Annotated in this window: 13 protein-coding genes and 1 tRNA gene; 7 read left to right on the forward strand and 7 right to left on the reverse strand. The window is 61.1% G+C overall.

Going from position 1 to position 18,811, the window contains the following annotated elements; genetic code table 11:
• Window positions 1–113 precede the first annotated feature (113 nt).
• Window positions 114–198 (forward strand) — tRNA-Leu (locus tag QEN71_RS39050).
• 509 nt (window positions 199–707) lie between these two features.
• Window positions 708–3,500 (forward strand): benzoate 1,2-dioxygenase electron transfer component BenC, encoded by a 2,793-nt coding sequence (benC, locus tag QEN71_RS39055; RefSeq protein WP_201649633.1) that lies wholly within the window; start codon window positions 708–710, stop codon window positions 3,498–3,500.
• A 24-nt stretch (window positions 3,501–3,524) separates the two neighbouring features.
• Here benC and QEN71_RS39060 read toward each other — a convergent pair whose 3' ends face one another.
• The 3 genes from QEN71_RS39060 to QEN71_RS39070 form a co-directional block, all read right to left on the reverse strand.
• On the reverse strand, window positions 3,525–4,460 hold the full coding sequence (locus QEN71_RS39060) for a helix-turn-helix domain-containing protein (protein ID WP_201649632.1): 936 nt from the start codon (window positions 4,458–4,460) through the stop codon (window positions 3,525–3,527).
• Window positions 4,461–4,630: 170 nt separating this feature from the next.
• Window positions 4,631–6,697 (reverse strand): hybrid sensor histidine kinase/response regulator, encoded by a 2,067-nt coding sequence (locus tag QEN71_RS39065; protein WP_201649631.1) that lies wholly within the window; start codon window positions 6,695–6,697, stop codon window positions 4,631–4,633.
• 250 nt (window positions 6,698–6,947) lie between these two features.
• The gene (locus tag QEN71_RS39070) at window positions 6,948–8,075 is read right to left on the reverse strand and encodes a YbdK family carboxylate-amine ligase (protein ID WP_201649630.1); all 1,128 of its coding nucleotides are present in this window, start codon (window positions 8,073–8,075) and stop codon (window positions 6,948–6,950) included.
• A gap of 357 nt (window positions 8,076–8,432) precedes the next feature.
• Between QEN71_RS39070 and QEN71_RS39075 the strand changes: the two genes are divergently transcribed.
• Complete coding sequence (locus QEN71_RS39075) at window positions 8,433–9,995, forward strand: FAD-dependent monooxygenase (RefSeq protein WP_201649629.1); 1,563 nt, start codon at window positions 8,433–8,435, stop codon at window positions 9,993–9,995.
• Window positions 9,996–10,117: 122 nt separating this feature from the next.
• Here the strand turns inward: QEN71_RS39075 and QEN71_RS39080 are convergent, their stop codons facing one another.
• Both QEN71_RS39080 and QEN71_RS39085 read right to left on the reverse strand, forming a co-directional pair.
• Window positions 10,118–10,777 (reverse strand): TMEM175 family protein, encoded by a 660-nt coding sequence (locus tag QEN71_RS39080; RefSeq protein WP_201649628.1) that lies wholly within the window; start codon window positions 10,775–10,777, stop codon window positions 10,118–10,120.
• A gap of 732 nt (window positions 10,778–11,509) precedes the next feature.
• Window positions 11,510–12,472 (reverse strand): LysR family transcriptional regulator, encoded by a 963-nt coding sequence (locus QEN71_RS39085; RefSeq protein ID WP_201649627.1) that lies wholly within the window; start codon window positions 12,470–12,472, stop codon window positions 11,510–11,512.
• A 150-nt stretch (window positions 12,473–12,622) separates the two neighbouring features.
• Between QEN71_RS39085 and QEN71_RS39090 the strand changes: the two genes are divergently transcribed.
• Entirely contained in the window at window positions 12,623–13,333 is a 711-nt protein-coding gene (locus tag QEN71_RS39090) for an SDR family NAD(P)-dependent oxidoreductase (RefSeq protein WP_201649626.1), read from the forward strand.
• A 117-nt stretch (window positions 13,334–13,450) separates the two neighbouring features.
• Here the strand turns inward: QEN71_RS39090 and QEN71_RS39095 are convergent, their stop codons facing one another.
• Complete coding sequence (locus QEN71_RS39095) at window positions 13,451–14,206, reverse strand: aldolase (RefSeq protein ID WP_201649625.1); 756 nt, start codon at window positions 14,204–14,206, stop codon at window positions 13,451–13,453.
• Between the two features lie 234 nt (window positions 14,207–14,440).
• Between QEN71_RS39095 and QEN71_RS39100 the strand changes: the two genes are divergently transcribed.
• A complete protein-coding gene (locus QEN71_RS39100; RefSeq protein WP_201649624.1) occupies window positions 14,441–15,754 on the forward strand; it encodes an MFS transporter in 1,314 nt (437 codons plus the stop codon).
• A 32-nt stretch (window positions 15,755–15,786) separates the two neighbouring features.
• Here QEN71_RS39100 and QEN71_RS39105 read toward each other — a convergent pair whose 3' ends face one another.
• Entirely contained in the window at window positions 15,787–16,674 is an 888-nt protein-coding gene (locus tag QEN71_RS39105; RefSeq protein ID WP_201649623.1) for a LysR family transcriptional regulator, read from the reverse strand.
• 148 nt (window positions 16,675–16,822) lie between these two features.
• On the opposite strand from QEN71_RS39105, the gene QEN71_RS39110 reads away from it, so the two are divergent.
• Both QEN71_RS39110 and QEN71_RS39115 read left to right on the forward strand, forming a co-directional pair.
• Entirely contained in the window at window positions 16,823–17,605 is a 783-nt protein-coding gene (locus tag QEN71_RS39110) for a DeoR/GlpR family DNA-binding transcription regulator (RefSeq protein ID WP_201649622.1), read from the forward strand.
• 28 nt (window positions 17,606–17,633) lie between these two features.
• Complete coding sequence (locus tag QEN71_RS39115; RefSeq protein ID WP_201649621.1) at window positions 17,634–18,770, forward strand: MFS transporter; 1,137 nt, start codon at window positions 17,634–17,636, stop codon at window positions 18,768–18,770.
• Window positions 18,771–18,811: the final 41 nt, after the last annotated feature.

Here is an 18,811-nt window from a genome sequence, read left to right on the forward strand (position 1 = left end):
GGCCATGCAGGTTCTACGCTCGAGCCGTTGTCGCCGTAGAACCTGCAGGTTTGCGACTCGCAGTGCCTCCCCCTTTGAAACTGTTCGATTAGTCGCTACAATTGCGTCCCCTTGCCCAGGTGGCGGAATTGGTAGACGCACTATCTTGAGGGGGTAGCGCTGAAAGGCGTGCGGGTTCGAGTCCCGCCCTGGGCACCAAAGCTTGTTCCGGCAGTATCCGTTTCATTCGAACTCATCCCGCAGAATGGCGCGAGGACCAGCCGGGTCCACCGCACGCATCAATACCGACTCGCGTCGCGTGGGGCCAAAGCGCGACTGGCCACGCATATCAATTGGCGTTTCCGCCGCAACAAAAGCTAGCGGTACAAACCCGGCAAACCCGCCAGTGCGCTTCTGCAAATCGCACAGATGCGGCAGATGAAACCTCCCCCATCCTTTCTCCGTATAAGCGCAACGGCATCGCTGTCGTGTCCCAACGCGTTCTCGTATGAAGTCGATCTGCAACAGCATTCGACAACCCTCGCAATGCACGTTTTGTCCTGGTGAACGTCGTCTCTGTCCATTGAGGGGAACGCGGCTCGGGCTCTAAATTGGCGTCATTAAACCCACCGGTCGTTCGCGAGAAGCAGGACCGACTCGCGCGCCACCCGTCCGAATATGCTGCCAGTCGGGCGGTGTGTTCGGGCGGTTCCAGAGGAGACACCGCCATGCCCCATCAGATAACCCTGCGTTTTGAGGACGGAGTGACCCGCTTCATCGAGTGCGCGGAGGGCGAGCGCATCACCGATGCCGCCATTCGTGCCAGGATCAATATTCCACTCGATTGCCGCGATGGCGTGTGTGGTACCTGCAAGGCAGTCTGTGAGTCCGGCGAGTACATTCTGGGCGACTGCGTGGAAGATGCGCTTAGTCCGGAGGAAGCGAGCGCCCGCAAGGTTCTCACCTGTCAGATGAGCCCTCGTTCCGACTGCGCGATCCAGATCGCTACGAACTCCGATGTCTCGGGCACGGGTCCCGCCACTCACAAGGGACGGGTTGTCGCCTGCCAGCGAGCGTCCAACACCACGATCGCCTTCTCGGTCGAGATCGAGAACCGCGCCGATCTCACCTTCCTTCCTGGGCAGTATGTCAACATCCGCGTGCCCGGCACCGATCAGACACGGTCCTACTCGTTCAGCTCGGGGCCGTCCGAGCCGCACCTGTCCTTCTTCGTACGCAATGTGCGCCAAGGGATGATGTCGACCTGGCTCTGCGAAACCGCCAAAGCAGGCGATCCCATCGAGTTTCGCGGTCCGATGGGAAGCTTCTACCTTCGCCCTGTTGAACGGCCGTTGCTGTTTCTCGCGGGAGGCACGGGCCTCGCGCCGTTCCTCTCGATGCTGGACAAGATCGTCGAGGACGGCGGCAGCCCGTATCCGATCCATATGATTCTCGGCGTGAACAGCGATGACGATCTGGTTGGCATCGACCGGCTCGAACGCTACGCGCAGCGCCTGCCAAACTTCACCTACGCCTGCACCGTCGCCAGCCCCGAGAGTGCTCATCCCAACAAGGGCTACGTGACCCACCACATCAGAGCCTCCCAGCTCAACGGCGGCGATGCAGATGTCTACCTCTGCGGGCCGCCGCCGATGGTCGATGCCGTACGCAGCTTTCTCTCGTCCGAAGGGCTGACACCGCGCAACTTCTACTACGAGAAGTTCGCCGGCACTGGCCTCGTGGTTCAGACGGGCGAGGAGCGCATCGCTCCCGTTGATGTCGATGAAGCCTTCGATCTGCGGATGATCCTTGAACTGGGGGCCGCTCAGTTGACCATGGGCCGGCTGTCGAGTGAGCAATTGATTGCCTTTCGACAACTCGCCGAGGCGACGGCGCAGTTCGTGTCCGGCCCGCGCTTCACCGAAGTTTCACGCTACATCGAGGCGAATCACGCCTTCCACATGTTTACGATCGAGGCTTCGGGGAATAGTCAGTTGATCGCGCTCTACCGGCAACTGGCCGTGCAGGACTACATTGCTCGCGCACTGACCGGGCAGATCGAGATCGTCGGCGATGTCGTTCAGCAGCACCGCGACCTTGTGACCGCCTTCGAACTGGGCGACCTGAACGCGGCGCGGGACGTGATTGCACGGCATGCGATCCATTCCAGGTCCACTATGGGCCGGGCGCTGGCGTGTATGACGAACGGCAAGGCGGCGGCACCCAAGACTGAAGCGCCCCGCGCGCTCCCTTCCGCTGCGCCGGATCGCGCGCCACAGATCTGCCCATTCACGGCGAGCACGCTGCCTCCCTATTCACACGAACTGGACTGGCCTGAAGGGCTGGAGCCATTCAAGGTCGTCGATGACGGCTCGCAAGGCGACCCTTACGAGCACTACCGCTGGATGCGCGAGCACGCGCCCGTGCTGCGTTGCCAGTCGGCGACGTCGGACGTGTGGTTCCTCTCGCGCTACGACGACGTCTATCAGGCAATCCGCAACCCGAAGCTGTTTTCCTCCGAGGTCGTCAGCCCGCCGCCGCTGACGTTCCTGACGCTGTTCGATGCGCCCGGCCATTCGCGCTTGCGCAAAGTCGTCCAGCCGTCTTTCCTGCCGCTGGCGCTCGATCCGTTTATCGAGCAGATCGCGCAACGGGCCGAAGACCTGCTCGACGCGATGATCGCCAAAGGCGGTGGTGACGTCGTCAACGATTTCGCTATCCCGCTCAGCATCTCGACCATCTCCGCGATGATCGAGGTGCCGAACGAGGACGAGGAAAAGATGAAGTTCTGGTCGGACGAGACCTTCAGCTACTTCGGTCGCCTCGCGCGCAATGCGCCGGGGACGGGCACCGACGAGCAGAGTGCGCAGGCGTTCTTCGCTTACCTGAAGGATGCGATGGAGCGGCTCGCTCGCACCGACAGCCAGTCGATCGGCGGGCATATCGCGCGCATGTGGAAGGACGGGTTGCTGTCGGAAAAGGAAGCAAAGGAACTGTGCGCATTCGTCTTCATCGCCGGGCACGACACGACGACTATCCTTGTCGCGAACGCTTTCCGTATGTTCGCCGAACAGCCGCATCTGCTCGGACGCATCCGCGAGCAACCCGACGACGCTGACCGTTTCGTCGAGGAGGTCGCGCGCTATCGTGGCACCGTCCAGCGCGTGAGCCGCATCACCACCGAGGCGACCACTGTCGCGGGTATCGATCTGCCCAAGGGCGCGGTAGTGCGATTGCTGCTGTCGGCTGCAAACCGCGATAACCGCAAGTTTGCCGAGGGCGAAACGTTCGACATCGACCGCGATTCGAGTGGCCACCTGGGTTTCGGCAACGGCATGCACAAATGTCTTGGCGCACCGCTCGCCAAGCTGGAGACACTGATCGCCGCGAAGGCTCTCGCCCGCAAAGTCAGCAATATTGCGCTCGATCCGACACGACCGATTCAGTACGTGCGGGGCAACAATCTCACCAACTCCGGGCCTGAACACCTGTTTGTGAAGTTCGGTGAGATCGTGGCCTGAACCGGATGAGGGAGCGAGGCGGAGTCAGCCCGCGGCGCTCCCCTTTCCGGGAGGCAAGGACCGATCGTGCGCCGAAGAGCGATATTCGGTTGGCCGGAGTCCCGTCTGCTTGCGGAAGAAGCGGCCGAAATAGGCTTCGTCCTGAAAGCCCAGTTCACTGGCGATCTGCTTCACGCTGAGCGTCGAATAGCCAAGCAGCCGCTTGGCTTCGTGGATCGAGCGTGCATCGATTGCCTCGATCGCAGAGACCCCGAAAGTCGCGCGGCAGATGCGGGAGAGCTGGCCGGTTGTCACGCCCATTTCGTCGGCGTAGCTGGCAACCGGGCGCCGCTCGCGACAGTGGCGGTCGAGCAGTGCCCGGAAACGTTCGATTCGCGCGGTCATTGTCCGTTGCTCGGAACCGGCTGACAGCCTGGCGCTCTCGCTGAGGCGCCCGATCTTGACGAACAGGGTGATCGCCAGTGCTGCGCCTGCCGTGAACTGCCAGCGCTCATGGCTCTCCGCCTCGTGCCGGATCGACTGAAACAGGGCGTCGAGGGATGTGCCTCGTTCGATGTCGGGATCGATCGACAGCACCGTCGGTGTGCGGATGAATTCCAGCAGATCGGGGGCGGCCGTCATCGCCAGCGATTCCAGCGCAGACTGCGCGGCGGTGATGACGTGACCGTCGATATCGCTCCGGAAGCGAAAGCCGTGTACCGAGCGCGCCGGCACGACGATGAGGCATGGCGCTTCGACTGCCCAGGTCCTGCCGTCGATGAAGGTCTCGCCGCCTCCGCCCGTGACGTAGAGCACCTGGATCAGCGCATCGTGGACGTGCGGCTCGATGTCGAAGTCGAAACGGCCGGCACGCAACGGAATGCGTTCGTAATGCACCATGTCGACCCAAGGTTGATCGGCTTCCGCGCCATAGAGCGCGAAATGCAGAACGGTCCGGCGGCGCGGTTGGTCATGGGCCATGATGCACGTTATGTCCTGCTATGTGTGATCGATGTCCATTGTTCCATAGGCAGTTGAAGCGTTCAATCGCGATAAACGATTCAGGAAACCTGATCGCCTGGAAACTTTAGGAACCTTAACTACACAGAATGGGGCCTTGCAGATCGCGCAACTCAGTCAATGCGCTTGCACTAGTGACCGCTATGATTGAGAACATTCTGTAGATCAAGAATGCCCACCGGCTTGACAAGGTGGTGAGCGAAACCCGCCGCCTCGGACTTTTTTCGGTCGTCTTCCTGACCATATCCGGTGTGAGCGACGAAGACCGCGCCCTGACTACCAGGCGACGCCCGAAGGTGTCGCGCGAGCTCGTATCCGTCCATGCCCGGAAGGCCGATGTCAATCAGGCAGACATCGAATGTCTCGGTCTTGGCTCGCGCGAGAGCGCCAGGCCCGTCGTGCTCGATCGAAACCGCGTTGCCCATCACCTCCAACGCCATCCCCAGTGCGTCGGCGACTTCCGCGTTGTCGTCGACGAGCAATACGCGAAGCCGCTTCGGTTCGACGGGCGCTTGTTCAGCCATGTGCTTTGCCGGCACGGTCTCAGGATCGGCTTGCGCCAGCGGTAGCCTGACCTCGAGTTGACTACCCTTTCCGCGCCCCGCACTGCTGGCGATCACACTCCCTCCATGATGCTCGACCAGACTTTTGACGAGCGCGAGACCGAGCCCCAGCCCTCCTTCGGCGCGTTCGCTGGTCCGTTCTCCTTGCTGGAACAGATCGAACGCTGTGCGCAACAACTGCGGTTCCATCCCGATGCCGTTGTCCCGGACGATCGTGACCGCTTGTCCCGACAAACATTTCACGGTCACCTCGATACGCCCGCCATCCGGCGAGTACTTCGCGGCATTGTTCAAGAGGTTGCTCAGGATTTGCACCAGCCGCATGCGGTCCCCGAAGACGCAGACGACTTCCTCCGGCACGTCGACGGACAGGCGATGTTTGCGCGCCTCGATGAGGGGTCGCACCTGCTCCACCGACTCGTCCACGACCTGCCTGAAGTCCACCTTGTGCCTGTCGAGCGAAATGACGCCTTTCGTGACGCGCGACACTTCGAGCAGGTCATCGATGAGACCCATCACGTGGACGATCTGTCGACGAATCATCGTGCCGACACGGTTGACTTGCGCCGGGTCTGCGCTCACTTCTGGAAGCAACTCGGCCCCCGCGCGAATCGGTGCGAGCGGATTGCGCAACTCGTGCGCGAGCATCGCCAGAAACTCGTCCTTGCGTCGGTTGACGTCCCGCAGTTCCTGTTCAGCAAGAACCTTTTCGTGGATATCCGTGTTCGAGCCGACCCACTTCAGAATTTCCGCCCGATTGTCGCGAATGACAATGGCGCGCGCGAGTGTCCAGCGATACTCCCCGGAGCGATGCCTGACGCGAAACATCGTTTCATAGGGTTCCGTTGTCGCCACACTGTGCGCCCACGCCCGTTCCGCCGTCGCGAGGTCATCCGGATGGACGAACTTCTTCCATTCCTGACCCTCCGCTGCCCTGTGCGGCGCGCCCGTGAAATCGTAAAAATGCTGATTGTGGTAGTCCAGCTGTCCGTCTGCTCGCGCCGTCCAGACCATCTGCGGCAGCGCGTCCGTTACCCGCCGGAATTTCTCTTCGCCGAGTCGCCATGCCTGCGCGTCTGTCGTCAGTTGCTGAAACGCACTCGTCGCTTCGGTCAGGGCAGCGTCGCGCCGGGAGACTTTCGCCTCGCTTTTGCTCAATTCCGCAGTGAGCAGCCGCGATTGCTCTCGAAGCGTCTCATTTGCCTGCTGGCTCAACATGTAGTCGGTCACATTTTCGACACGATGAAGAATGTAGAGCAGCCGGCCGTCGCGCCCGATAACCGGGGCGTTCACCGGATTCCAGTAGCGAAACGCGAAGCCGCCCTTCTGCCTGTCGGGGACGTCATATCGCTGGATAGCCATGGTGTGGCTCTTTTTCGTGGCAGCCACGTACAAGAGCGATGCGCGCAAATTGTTCGTTGCGTCCGCTTCGGGCACGGCCGGGTTGTCCGGAAAAACGTCAAAAAGTCCTTTGCCTATGATTTCTTCCCGAACTGTCAGCGTCTCCTTCAGATATGCATTGCTGACGCCTGCAATCGTGAAAGCCTCATCGGGCTTCAGAACCAGCATTGGGGTGGGTGTCGATTCCAGGATGAGCGGCCAGTGCTCATCGGGCAGGTCGTTTTGTCTGTCCATGGCGTAGAGCCAACAAAGAACAATCCATCGAAGGACCGTACTCGTCGGACTGAGCTCTTAAAGGCAGCTTTGCTCTTGACAAAGTGCGGTTTCAAAAAGGCCACCGTGCAAGGCACAATATTCACATGCAGCAATTCGTGTGCCGCGTTTGCACGACGTGGACGAACACCACCGATGGTGGCATTTTGGCACTTCGTTTACTCACACTACTTTGCATATCGAATCAGTTATCCAAAACGACATCGATTCCCTAGTTCGGCTCCTGCGCGCCACGCCAGATCTGACATAGCTGGCGTCCGACTTCGTGCAACGAGTTATGTTTCCGATAAATGCGACGCAACCAGGCGGCATCGCTCAAGCCTTCGGTTACTGTGCGCCTGAGCATATCCAGGCCTTCGTCCGCGCCCAGAGATCGCGCGTGATCGGCGATCGTATCGAGCGTGGCCAGAACCTGGTTTCGTATGGTATCCCGCTGGCCCGTTTCAGGATTCACGCAGGTTCCGTCCAAACCGAACCGGCAGGCCATGAACCGGTTCGTCCGATAGACCTCGTAATCGCGCTCACTGAGGCGCAGCGGTTTGTCCATCAGCAGATAGCGCGAAAGCGATTGAATATACGCCGCGATGGCAGCGGCCCACTCGATGCGCAACGGCGTATCCATGACGCGTACTTCGATCGTGCCGTAGCCCGGACTTGGACGTATGTCCCAGTAGAAGTCCTTCAGGCTGTTGACGAGCCCCGTGTTGGCCATACGATCGAAGTACTGCTCCAGGTCAACCCACTTCGTCACGAAAGGCGCGTGCCCTGACAAGGGAAACGGCGCAACCGAATTCAGGCGCGCACAATGGAACTGGGTATCGCTCCCCTGCACATACGGCGAGGAAGCGGCCAGCGCGATGAAATGCGGCACGTAGCGCGAAAGCGAATGCAGCAGAACGAGCGCCGAGTCGGGGTCCGGACAACCCACATGAACGTGCTGGCCGAATATCGTGAATTGCTGATAGATCGCGCCATACAGTTTCATCAGGTATTCCGAACGCTCGCGCCCATCTGAACGCTGGTCGTACCAGTTCTGAAAAAAGTTGGTGCCGCCGCCGCACACGCCGACGTTCAGAAAATCGGCGGCCCCGACCAGCGTATCGCGAAGCACCTGCAATTCGCCGCGCGCCTGATGAAAATCCCTGCACACGCCTGTCGCTAACTCGATCATGCCCTCGGTCGTCTCCGGCTTGATCGCGCCGACGAAGTCATGCTCTTTCACGCCGCTCAGCAATTCCGTTGCCGCCTTCGTCAGGTTGTAGTCGTGTGTATTGACGATCTGAACCTCGAGTTCGACGCCAATCGTGAACGCATCTGATGAAGCGAAGGGATCGAGCATACGTTGTCCTGTTGGATGCGTCGGTCGGATTAGAGTTGTTATAGGATCTGCCGATAGACATTACAAACAGCGAACGCATCGCTCAGTATGCACATGTTTCGTGCATAAGCGACGCTGCGTCCGATCGCTACCGCCGCTGGTTGCGGCATGGTCGCCACGATGCTATAAAGCGGTGTCGGAAAAGGCAGACTTGGTTTGGTAAGCCCAAGTCCTTTCGGTAACGAAAGCTCTGGTCTTTGGCCTCGTGCATGAGATCCCCACGACGAACATCGGACGCTGCAGAAGCGTCCAGTCGTTCGTCCGTGCGGTTCTCAACCTGAGGAACGCTCCGGTCGAACATCGACCAAGGAGCCGTTCATGCACGATCATCATCCCCCTATCTACGACGTCATCATTGCGGGTGCCGGTCCCGTCGGCCTGTTTCTCGCCTGCGAGCTGCGCCTGTCGAACCTCTCGGTTCTGGTGCTGGAGCGAGCCGAAGACCCCGACTCCCCCTTGAAGCGTCTTCCATTCGGAATGCGCGGCCTGTCGGCGCCCACGCTCGAGGCCTTTTATCGACGTGGGTTGCTGGAGGAATTCGTCGCCGCGCAGCGTGCGGAGGATGCCGCAAGCAAGACTGCAACGCACACGCACTGGAACCAGCAGCCGCGCCGGCCAGCCGGCCACTTCGCGGGCATCCAGTTCTATCACGACGACATCGACATCACGAAGTGGCCGTATCGCCTGCCGAGCCCGGCGGGCACCAGCGTGGCAGTCGCGCTGGAGACACTTGAAACCGTCCTTGCCCGCAGAGCCTGCTCACTGGGAGCCGAGATCCAGCGTGGCTTCGGCGTCGAAGATTTCCTCGCGTCGGACGACGGCGTGAGCGTTCGCGCTGGTGAGAAAACATTTCGTGGACGCTGGCTTGTCGGTTGCGATGGTGGCCGCAGCTCGATTCGCAAGGCGGGCGGCTTCGAATTCGTCGGCACCGATCCTGAGTTCACAGGCTATTCCGTCGAAGTCGAGATTACCGGTCCGGACGCGCTCCGTCCCGGCCGGCACTACACGCCGACCGGCATGTATACCTATGCACGGCCCGGCACGATCGCGATGGTGGAATTCGACGGCGGCGCTTTTCACCGGCTCCAGCCGATCACGCTGGAACATGTGCAAGCGGTGTTGCGCCGCGTGTCCGGCACAGACGTCACGCTGACACACCTTCGGTCCGCTACCACCTGGACGGATCGCGCTTACCAGGTGACGGCCTATCGCAAAGGGCGCGTGCTGCTCGCCGGCGATGCCGCGCACATCCATTCTCCGTTGGGCGGTCAAGGGCTCAATCTCGGGATAGGAGATGCCATGAACCTGGGCTGGAAACTGGCGTCCACGATCCGTGGCGACGCGCCGGCCGGTCTACTCGACAGCTATCAGGCGGAGCGGCATCCGGTGGGAATGGGCATTCTCGACTGGTCGCGCGCGCAAGTCGCACTCATGCGGCCCACCCCAAGCACCCGCGCGCTCGAAGCCGTCATCCGCGATCTCATCGGGACGCGCGATGGCGCGACGTATTTCGCCGAGCGTGTGTGGGGCGTTTCGCTCCGCTACGATCTCGGCGGCAGTCATCCGCTCGTGGGCCGCAGCGTTCCGGATTTCGAGCTGGTCGACGGTACGAAAGTCGGCAGCCTGTTGCGCGAAGGGAATGGGCTGTTGCTGGACTTCGATCGAAGCGCATCGCTTGAGGCGCTTTCGAGCGGATGGCGAAAGCGCGTCACTTATGTGGCAGGCGATGCGAAGGACCGGCTGGGCTTGCGCGCTGTGCTGGTGCGTCCTGACGGGGTTGTCGCCTGGACAAGTGAGAGTGCTGCCGATGATGAGGAAGCCGTACAGGCTATATCGCGGTGGTTCGGGGAGCCTGAGGATGCGGGTGGTTCCGCGAGGTAGATACCAACCGCGTTACGGCCGTTTTGTGGGCGGGAAGCGTCGCTCAGGTGACGGTCTGCCATATCTGATGAGTGGCGGGGTTGCCAGAAACGGGACGTTGCACCTGAAGACTCGACGAATGGTCAGTGACGGTTCTCGCTTGAGGGGTGAGCGCGATTCTCCGTTTCCCCATGCTTCGAAGCGAAGTCACTCGCGACCTTTCGATTCGAGAGTAGCTCTGGTTGCGTATGAAGCACCAGAAACGCGCCCAGCAGAACCATTCTTACAAGAGCTGGAAGGAAAAAGGCGATTGCCGCAAAAGCGAACACAGCCACCATGATCCAGGCCCTGATCCATTGCATCCGTCGTCGGCCGAGAGTCGCCGCATCATCGGAAGGACACTGGCGAAAGCTCTCATACATAAGAACCATGTACGTCATCTCGACAAGCAGGAAGACGGTTGCATATGCCGTCAATGGCACGGCCGCGACTCGGCTCGACGCGAGCCACGCCGTCGTAAAAGGGATAAACGAGATCCAGAAAAGATTGGCGAAGTTGGACCAGGCCAGCAAACCGGTGAGCGAGACTGCGTGCTTGAACACGTGATGATGGTTCAACCACACGACCGCGATGAACGCGTAACTGACAACGTAGCTGACCAGGTCTGGCCAGAGTTCGAGCAACGCGCGCCCATCGTTGCGTGAGGGAATTTTCAGCGCGAGAACCATTATTGTGATGATGACGGCGAAGATGCCGTCGGAGAGCGCGCTGAAACGGTCAAGGTTCACATCCGAATCGTTCATGGCGCGCTACGTCCTCAGATCTGTGTCAACCCACCGTCGACGACGAGATTATGCGCCTGAAGGCGGTTGATGCGTTGAGAGGTGCGATAAACCCTCAACTGGTCTGCTCGTGCCAACAATCCCACGAGCGTTTCGGTGTCGGTGACAGGAAACCGCCAGGCACAATCAGCAGACGATCTCGCTTCATATGCAAGGCTATCCTGCTGAGAGCAATTTCGCTTTGCTTCCGTTGCCTGTTCAATTTAAACCTGATTCTACGGATGATCGATGAGCCAGGCGACGAGGTCGAACGGTCTCATTCGACCTCGAACTTGAACACGTTTCCGGGCTCGACAAAGCGAGTGGTCAGATGCTTTGAAAGCCGAACATACCGGTCCGACACAACGGAAAAGTACTGCACGTCAGTGCCGACCGGATCAACCGTGTCACCCATACGCCGATAAGAAAACGCTGGGAACTGCAGTTCCGAATGAACGTTGACAAGGCCTCGACAGGACCCAAAAAGAGACGGTAACTGCTCCGTGCATCGGCACGCGGTGCATTAAACAGCGGCGCCCTCACGCTTGCGATACGGGCGAAACCGATCCAGTGTCGCTCCGACTCGAGCGTCAGCCAGTCTCCAGAGTCGACGGTCGAGACCTCACCGTTTGGAAGATCGCCATCGACGTGCACTGACCATGCTGATCTCAAGAAACGGTGTGCCTTGTATCTGCAATAACAGATACCCATTAGTCAAATATCGACGCCATCACTTTCCAACGTGCCGCTCTCGTCACAACGATCCCAGTACGGCGGCGATCCAATCCCATCGGACAGAAAAGCCGACACTTCACGTACCTTTTGCGACCGCAACCTGTTCTCCGGCGACAAAATCTGGATCTGCCGATCGTCAGGCGAAGCGGACTTGTCCCAGTCCGTCAGCACATTCGAAAGCTTGCACTCCCTGAAGCTCTCAGGATTGAACATCCAGCTTGGCAGCAGCACGAGTCCGCGCCCCGCGATGGCGGCCGCAACCAGTACCTCGGCATTGTTGCTTCGCAGTGGGCCACTTACATCGACTGATTCAAAGTTTTCTTTCGATGACGGTCGGAAATACCAGCGCTGAGCGCCTTGATGTCCCTTGTACAACAGGCAACTGTGCTTGCGAAGATCGTCCGGAGTTTGCGGCGCGCCGTGTATCGCCAGGTATTCCGGGCTCGCAACTAGCCGGTATCGCTGAACACTGAGCACCTTGCCTATCAGGCCCGAATCGACAAGTGGCCCAACACGGATCGTGATATCGGCACCTTCCTGCACGGGATCGATGAGCTCATCAGTCAATGTGAGATCGATCGATAGCTCTGGATACCGTGCCTGAAGCTGATTGATGAGCTGCGCGATATGGAGCCTTCCCAGCGCTTCGGGCGCATTGATTCTCACGAGTCCGCGAATAGTCGCGTCGCGATGGGCCAGTTGCTCCGCTGCGCCATCGAGAAGATCAATGGCCTCACGCACCTGCGAATAGTAGCGCTGCCCCTGTTCCGTGAGCCTCACGGCGCGTGTGCTCCGATAAAACAGTTGCTGTCCCAGTTCCTTTTCCAGCGACGCGACGAATCGGGAAACCGATGACGCGGGAACGTCGAAGTGCCGTGCAGTAGCGAGGAAACTGCCCGTCGTCGACACCATCAGGAAATAGCGGAGAGCTTGAAGATTCATGGCTGCGTTCTGGCTGCGGGCCGTTCCCACGAGGCGTATCGAACGAACCCAAAAATGCTGATTCAGCATTAAAGATTTGCCGCGTCGAGCAATTGTTGCAGACAACTCCCCTCGTTACCATGGCCTCCGCTGATTTCTTTGGAGTGAAACATGAGCACATCACAAAAGGTTGCTGTCGTTACAGGTGCATCGCAAGGCATCGGAGCTGCAGTCGTACAGGCATTCAGAAAACTCGATTATCGTGTGGTTGCGACCTCGCGTTCCATCAAGCCTTCGGACGATCCGAACATTCTGACGATTGCCGGCGATATCGGTGATCCGGCGACTGCGCAGCGCATCATCGCGGAAGGGGTAAAACGTTTTGGCCGGATCGACACGCTGGTCAACAACGCCGGCATCTATATCGGCAAGCCATTCACCGAACACACGGCAGACGATTTCGTCGCCGTGACGAATGTGAATCTCGCAGGCTTTTATTACGTTACGCAACTCGCGATCGCCGAAATGGAAAAGCACTCGGGAGGTCACGTCGTGAGCGTGACTGCGAGTGTTGTCGATCAGGCAATCAGCGGCGTACATTCGGTACTCGCTGCATTGACCAAGGGCGGGTTGAATGCCGCGACGAAGTCGCTTGCTATCGAGTACGCGAAGCAAGGCATTCGCGTCAACGCCGTCGCGCCAGGCATCATCAAGACACCGATGCATGCGCCGGAAACTCACGAGGCGCTCGGCGCCTTTCATCCTCTCGGCTTTATGGGCGAGACGAGCGATATCGTCAATGCGATCCTGTATCTGGAATCCGCGCCGTTTGTCACGGGCGAGATCATGCACGTCGATGGTGGCCAGAGCGCCGGCCGTTAAGCGACGCTGAATAGAGCCCTTCGCGATTGCCGCGAAGGGCTCTGCCGAGGCCGTCATTCTTAACGTGTGCCCACATCAAATACATTCAGACAACGTCACACGCGCCGACGCAGTTACTCAAAGACGATCGGCCTGACGACACCAGTAGTCGAACGTACCCTTCACGATCGACGGCTTCAACAGATAGTCATGCGCCTCGGCGGCAAGATCGTCCGCGACGGGCGTGATCGGGCCGAACGCGCGCGCCCGCACCTGCATGCGCGCGGCGCGCTCCAGATACACCGCCAGGTACGTCGCTTCTTCGACATAAGCGCCCGTCGTCAGCTGACCGTGATGCGCGAGCAGGATGCAGCGCTTGTCGCCGAGCGCCTCGGAGATGATCTGCCCTTCCTGATCCGCAATCGGCACGCCGGGCCAGTCGGCAAGAAATGCGCAGTCGTTGTGCAGCGGCGTCATGTCCATCTGCGCGATCACGAGCGGCTGACGCGCGGCGACCAGCGCCGACACGTACGGCGAATGCGTGTGAATGATCGAGTTCGTCTGCGGCCGCGCTTCGTAGACCCACAGATGAAAACGCGTCGCCGGATTCGCCATGCCCGTGCCTGTGATCGTGTTCAGATCAGCATCGACTTCGATGAAATCGTCCGGCGTTGCTTCGTCGAAACCGAGGCCGAAACGCAGCGTCCAGTAACAGCTCGGCTTCTCCGAACGCGCGGTGATCTGCCCCGCGAGGCCGGCTTCCTGTCCCGTCATCGCGAGAATCCGGCAGGCGTACGCCAGTTTCTCCTGCACCGTGCGCTCCTGCGGTTTCAGGTTCTGCGTCATCTCTTCGGTTGCGCGTTGGTCGAAATATTCCTTTGCTCGCAATTGCATGCTTGCCTCCATGTGCTGAATGCGTGATCGCGCGGGACGCGCTTGTCTGGCAATCAGTATTGAAGATTCGCGCGCGACAAACCATGCAGCCCGGTACATAGCAGCTATGACATGCGCTGCATAGCTCGTGAATATTGATCGCCGAATACTGCGTCCATGCGTCGGCAATGCTACGAAGCGGGCGCAGTCGTCAATTCATACCGGCTTCGCGCCGGATTCAAGTTGGAGGAGATCATGTCGACATCGACCAGCAGCGGAGCAAGCGTATCTCACGCGCGGCCCGGCCGTTCCCCGCGTCAATATGCGATCGTCGGAATCGCGAGCCTGATCGGCACGACCATCGAGTGGTACGACTTTTTCGTCTACGGCACGGCGGCGGCGCTCGTGTTCAACCGCATTTTCTTTCCGGCGTTCGATCCCATCACCGGCACGCTCGCCGCGTTCGGCACGTACGCAGTGGGTTTTTTCGCTCGGCCGATCGGCGCGATCGTGTTCGGCCATTTCGGCGACAAGGTCGGGCGCAAGTCGATGCTATTGCTCACTCTCGTGATGATGGGCACGCCGACCGTGCTGATCGGCCTCGTGCCGACCTACGACAGGATCGGCTATTGGGCGGCCGTGATCCTCGTGGTGATGCGCGTGATTCAGGGCATCGCGATCGGCGGCGAATACGGCGGCGCCGTGCTGATGGCCGTCGAGCACGCGCCGAAAGGAAAACGCGGCTTCTTCGGCAGTCTGCCGCAAGCGGGCGTCGCGTTCGGGCTCGTGCTGTCGTCGCTCGCGATGTCGGCCGTTGCGCGGTTGCCCGAAGACGCGATGCTATCGTACGGCTGGCGCATTCCGTTCTGGGCGAGCGTGCTGCTGTTGTCGGTGGGCTGGTTTATCCGGCTGCGCGTCGCGGAGTCGCCGGATTTCGAGCGCGTCAAGGCGCACGGCGCGCAGGTGAAGGCGCCCGTCGTCGAAGTGATCCGCAAGCACAAGCGCGAACTGCTGACGGTCGCGGGCGGACGGCTCGCGGAAGTGACGTGGTTCTATACGGTCGCGACGTTCGCGCTGTCTTACGCGACGCAGCATCTGCATATGTCGGGTCCGCGGATTCTGAACGCCGTCGTGTGGGGCGCCGCTGCCGCGCTCGTGACGATCCCGGTTGCCGGCTGGCTCGCGGACCGTTTCAAGCCGCGCGTCGTGTTCGGACTCGGCTGCATCGCGATCTGCGCGTTCGCGTTCGGCTTCTTCGAACTGCTCGGCGCGCCGGGTGCGGCGTCCGTGTACATTGCGATGCTGGGCGCGCTGGCCGGCGTCTACGCGCTGCTGTACGGCCCCGAAGCGAATCTGTTCTCCGCACAGTTCCCGCCGTCCGTGCGCTACAGCGGCATTTCGCTCGCGGTGCAGACATCGGGAGCGATCGGCGGCGGCCTCGCGCCCGTGATCGCGACGTACCTCGTCAAGCTCGACGGCGGACAACCGGGCTATCTTTCATGGTATCTGGTTGCGCTCGGCATCGTCGCGCTCGTCAGCACGGCGTTCATGCGCAAGGACGAAGCCTGAGTTTCATGCTGCTTGCGCGATGCGGGCGCGCGTCACGCCTTCGCCGTGCTCTCGCGTGCGATGTCGAGCATCAGCGATGTCAGCGCCGATAACGGCCGGCCGCGACGCGTGATCGCGACGATACGCCGCCGCATCAGCGGCGCGTCGATCGGCACGCGCGTCAGCTGATATTCGCGCAGCAGCTTTTCGGGAATCAGGCTCGGCAGAATGCACTGCCCGTTGGTCAGCGACACGAGCTTGAGCATCGCATCGACGGTCTCGACTTCCGCCGCGACGGTCGCATTGAAGCTGCGCGTATGCAGCATCCGGCGTAGCGCATAACCAGCGGGAAACACGACGAGCGGCGGCGTCTGCGCATCGAGTGAAATCCCCGCAAGCTGCGCGAATTGCGAGCTTTCGTGCACGACGAAGCTCATCTCTTCCTCGAACAGCGGCGTGATATCGAGTTCGTCGCTGGCGACGGCTGAATCGTAGACGAAGCCGACTTCCGCCCGCCCTGCTTCGACCAGTTCGACGACGCCGGCCGAACTGCGTCCAAGCAGTGCGACGCCCGCGCTAGGCCGCTGCGCCATGAACTTCGCGACCACTTCGGCCATGAAGTAATACGTCAGCGTGTGGATGGTCGCGACGTTCAGCGTGCCCGCCGTGATGCCGTGCTGGTCGCGCAGTTGCGTGAGCGTGTTGTCGATCAGCTGATACGCGGAGCCCGCCGCTTCGAGCAGCTTTTGCCCGGCCTCCGTCGGCGAAACGCCGCGCCCGTTGCGCACGAACAGCGCCTGGCCCAACGCGCTTTCCAGACTCGCGAGTTGCCGGCTCAAACCCGACTGCGTGAGCGACAACGCTTCGGCCGCTGCCGATAACGAACCGCACTTCGCGATTTCGACGAACAGGCGCAGCTGGTGATCGAGATGGCTTTTCATGCGGGTTTTGCCGGTGGCCCTAAGCGTGAAGTATCGAATGATGAGCGGTCTCTTGCGGGCAGGCAAGCGTTCAAACGCCGGACCGGTGATGCACTGTGCACGTTTGTGCACGTTTACATTCTCGTTTGTGCACGTTATGCTGTCGAACATGAACGACGATATTCCCCTCGCCCGACGCGACGAGATCGCGCAGCGGCTCGCAGACGGTCAGTCCGTCGTGGCGGCGACGCTCGCTGTCGAATTCAGCGTTTCCGAAGATGCGATCCGCCGCGATCTCCGCGCACTGGCTGCCGAAGGCCGTTGCCGCAGGGTCTACGGCGGCGCGCTGCCCATCACGCCCGCGTCCGCGCCGATGGCGAGCCGCATGGACGTCGCGCGCGAACGCAAGTCGGCACTGGCTCGCGCGGCCGTGTCGCTGGTCGGGCAAGGCGAACTCCTGTTTCTCGATAGCGGCAGCAGCAACCTCGCGCTCGTCGATCTGTTGCCCGAAGACTTCGAACTCACGGTCGCCACCAACTCCATCGATATCGCCGCCGCCGTGCTTCGCCGGCCCGACCTGCAACTCATCATGATGGGCGGATCGGTAGATCACGCAGTAGGCGGAAGCGTCGATGCGAGCGCCGTGCAGAGCGTCGAGCAATTGAATATCGACCGTTGTTTTCTCGGTTCTTGCGCGATATCGCCGAAGACCGGCATCAGCGCGTTCGGTCTCGCCGACGCGACGTTCAAGCGCGCGGTTTTGACGTCCAGCGCACACAGCGTCGTGCTCGCGCTCACCGACAAATTCAACGCCCGCGCGCCGCATCGCGTCGCCACGATGAAATCGATCGATTGCGTGATCGTCGAGCACGACCTGCCGCGCGCGGAACACACTGCTCTGACGAAAGCGGGCACGTCGGTTCTGAAGGCCGAGGCGCCCGCAGGACGATAAATACATGATTCCATCGAACTGTGCAGTCATGACTTCCGACCAGCCGGCAGCCCGGCTTGCCACGCGCCTTGCTTTCCTCGTGGCCGGATTTGGCGTTTCGGGCTGGGCGCCGCTCGTGCCCTTTGCCAAGCAGCGACTCGGCGTCGACGACGGCGTGCTCGGCATGCTGCTGCTTTGCATCGGCCTTGGGTCGGTCGTCGCGATGGTCATTACGGGCGCGCTCAGCGCGCGATACGGCAGCAAGCCGATCATCGTCGCGGGAGGCTGCGGGCTGGCCGTCATTCTGCCGTTGCTGTCGGTGGTCAGCACGCCGATCACGCTCGGCGCCGCGTTGCTTGCGTTCGGCGCGTCGCTCGGTTCGCTCGATGTCGCGATGAACATCCATGCCGTCGAAGTCGAACGCGCGGCGGGCAAGCCGTTGATGTCGGGCTTTCACGCGCTGTTCAGCGTCGGCGGATTCGCCGGCTCGACGTTGATGACGTTTCTGCTGTCGATGCAACTCGGCGCATTCGAAAGCACCTTGCTTTGCGCGGTGCTGATGCTCGGCGCAATCGTCGTCGCGCGCTCACGTCTGATCGAAACAGCCGAAGCCAACGACGGTCCGCTATTCGTCGCGCCGCGCGGCATCGTGCTCCTGCTGGCCGCGCTCACGGCAATCACGTTTCTCGTCGAAGGCGCGCTGCTCGACTGGAGCGCGCTGCTCATCACGGGCGCGGGACTCGTCGCGGCCAATCAGGGCGGAGTCGGCTACATGCTCTTCTCGATCGCGATGACGGCGGGCCGCCTGGGCGGCGATGCAGTGACGGCGCGCGTAGGCGATCGGGCGATGGTGTTCTGGGGCGGCGTGGTCGCGACGGCGGGTTTCGTTGTCCTGTTGACGGCGCCGCTCGCGGTCATCGCGATGGCGGGCTTTCTGCTGATCGGGCTGGGCGCGTCGAATGTCGTGCCCGTGCTGTTTCGCCAGGCAGGTTCGCAACGCGCGATGCCGTCGGCGCTGGCCGTCGTGGCTATCACGACGACGGGTTATGCAGGCAATCTCGTGGGTCCGGCGGGCGTGGGCTTTGTCGCCAAGGGCGTCGGCCTGCCGGGCGCGTTCTGGCTGCTGGCTTTGTTGCTCTGTCTCGTGCCCTGCTGTGCGCGTCTGGTGACCGCGCAGCGCGCTTGAACGCTTGTGCGCATGGCTGCGGATCGCCAGCGGCCGAATTC

The sequence above is a fragment of the Paraburkholderia sabiae genome, from assembly GCF_030412785.1.
Lineage (GTDB): Bacteria > Pseudomonadota > Gammaproteobacteria > Burkholderiales > Burkholderiaceae > Paraburkholderia > Paraburkholderia sabiae.

Bases quoted from the DNA above. Each gene is read 5' to 3' on its own strand.
- QEN71_RS39070 (WP_201649630.1), bottom strand. From the start codon at position 8,075: ATGCTCGATCCCTTCGCTTCATCAGATGCGTTCACGATTGGCGTCGAA.
- QEN71_RS39095 (WP_201649625.1), bottom strand. From the start codon at position 14,206: ATGCAATTGCGAGCAAAGGAATATTTCGACCAACGCGCAACCGAAGAG.
- QEN71_RS39085 (WP_201649627.1), bottom strand. From the start codon at position 12,472: ATGAATCTTCAAGCTCTCCGCTATTTCCTGATGGTGTCGACGACGGGC.
- QEN71_RS39060 (WP_201649632.1), bottom strand. From the start codon at position 4,460: ATGGCCCATGACCAACCGCGCCGCCGGACCGTTCTGCATTTCGCGCTC.
- QEN71_RS39090 (WP_201649626.1), top strand. From the start codon at position 12,623: ATGAGCACATCACAAAAGGTTGCTGTCGTTACAGGTGCATCGCAAGGC.
- QEN71_RS39080 (WP_201649628.1), bottom strand. From the start codon at position 10,777: ATGAACGATTCGGATGTGAACCTTGACCGTTTCAGCGCGCTCTCCGAC.
- QEN71_RS39100 (WP_201649624.1), top strand. From the start codon at position 14,441: ATGTCGACATCGACCAGCAGCGGAGCAAGCGTATCTCACGCGCGGCCC.
- QEN71_RS39075 (WP_201649629.1), top strand. From the start codon at position 8,433: ATGCACGATCATCATCCCCCTATCTACGACGTCATCATTGCGGGTGCC.
- QEN71_RS39115 (WP_201649621.1), top strand. From the start codon at position 17,634: ATGACTTCCGACCAGCCGGCAGCCCGGCTTGCCACGCGCCTTGCTTTC.
- QEN71_RS39105 (WP_201649623.1), bottom strand. From the start codon at position 16,674: ATGAAAAGCCATCTCGATCACCAGCTGCGCCTGTTCGTCGAAATCGCG.
- QEN71_RS39110 (WP_201649622.1), top strand. From the start codon at position 16,823: ATGAACGACGATATTCCCCTCGCCCGACGCGACGAGATCGCGCAGCGG.
- benC (WP_201649633.1), top strand. From the start codon at position 708: ATGCCCCATCAGATAACCCTGCGTTTTGAGGACGGAGTGACCCGCTTC.
- QEN71_RS39065 (WP_201649631.1), bottom strand. From the start codon at position 6,697: ATGGACAGACAAAACGACCTGCCCGATGAGCACTGGCCGCTCATCCTG.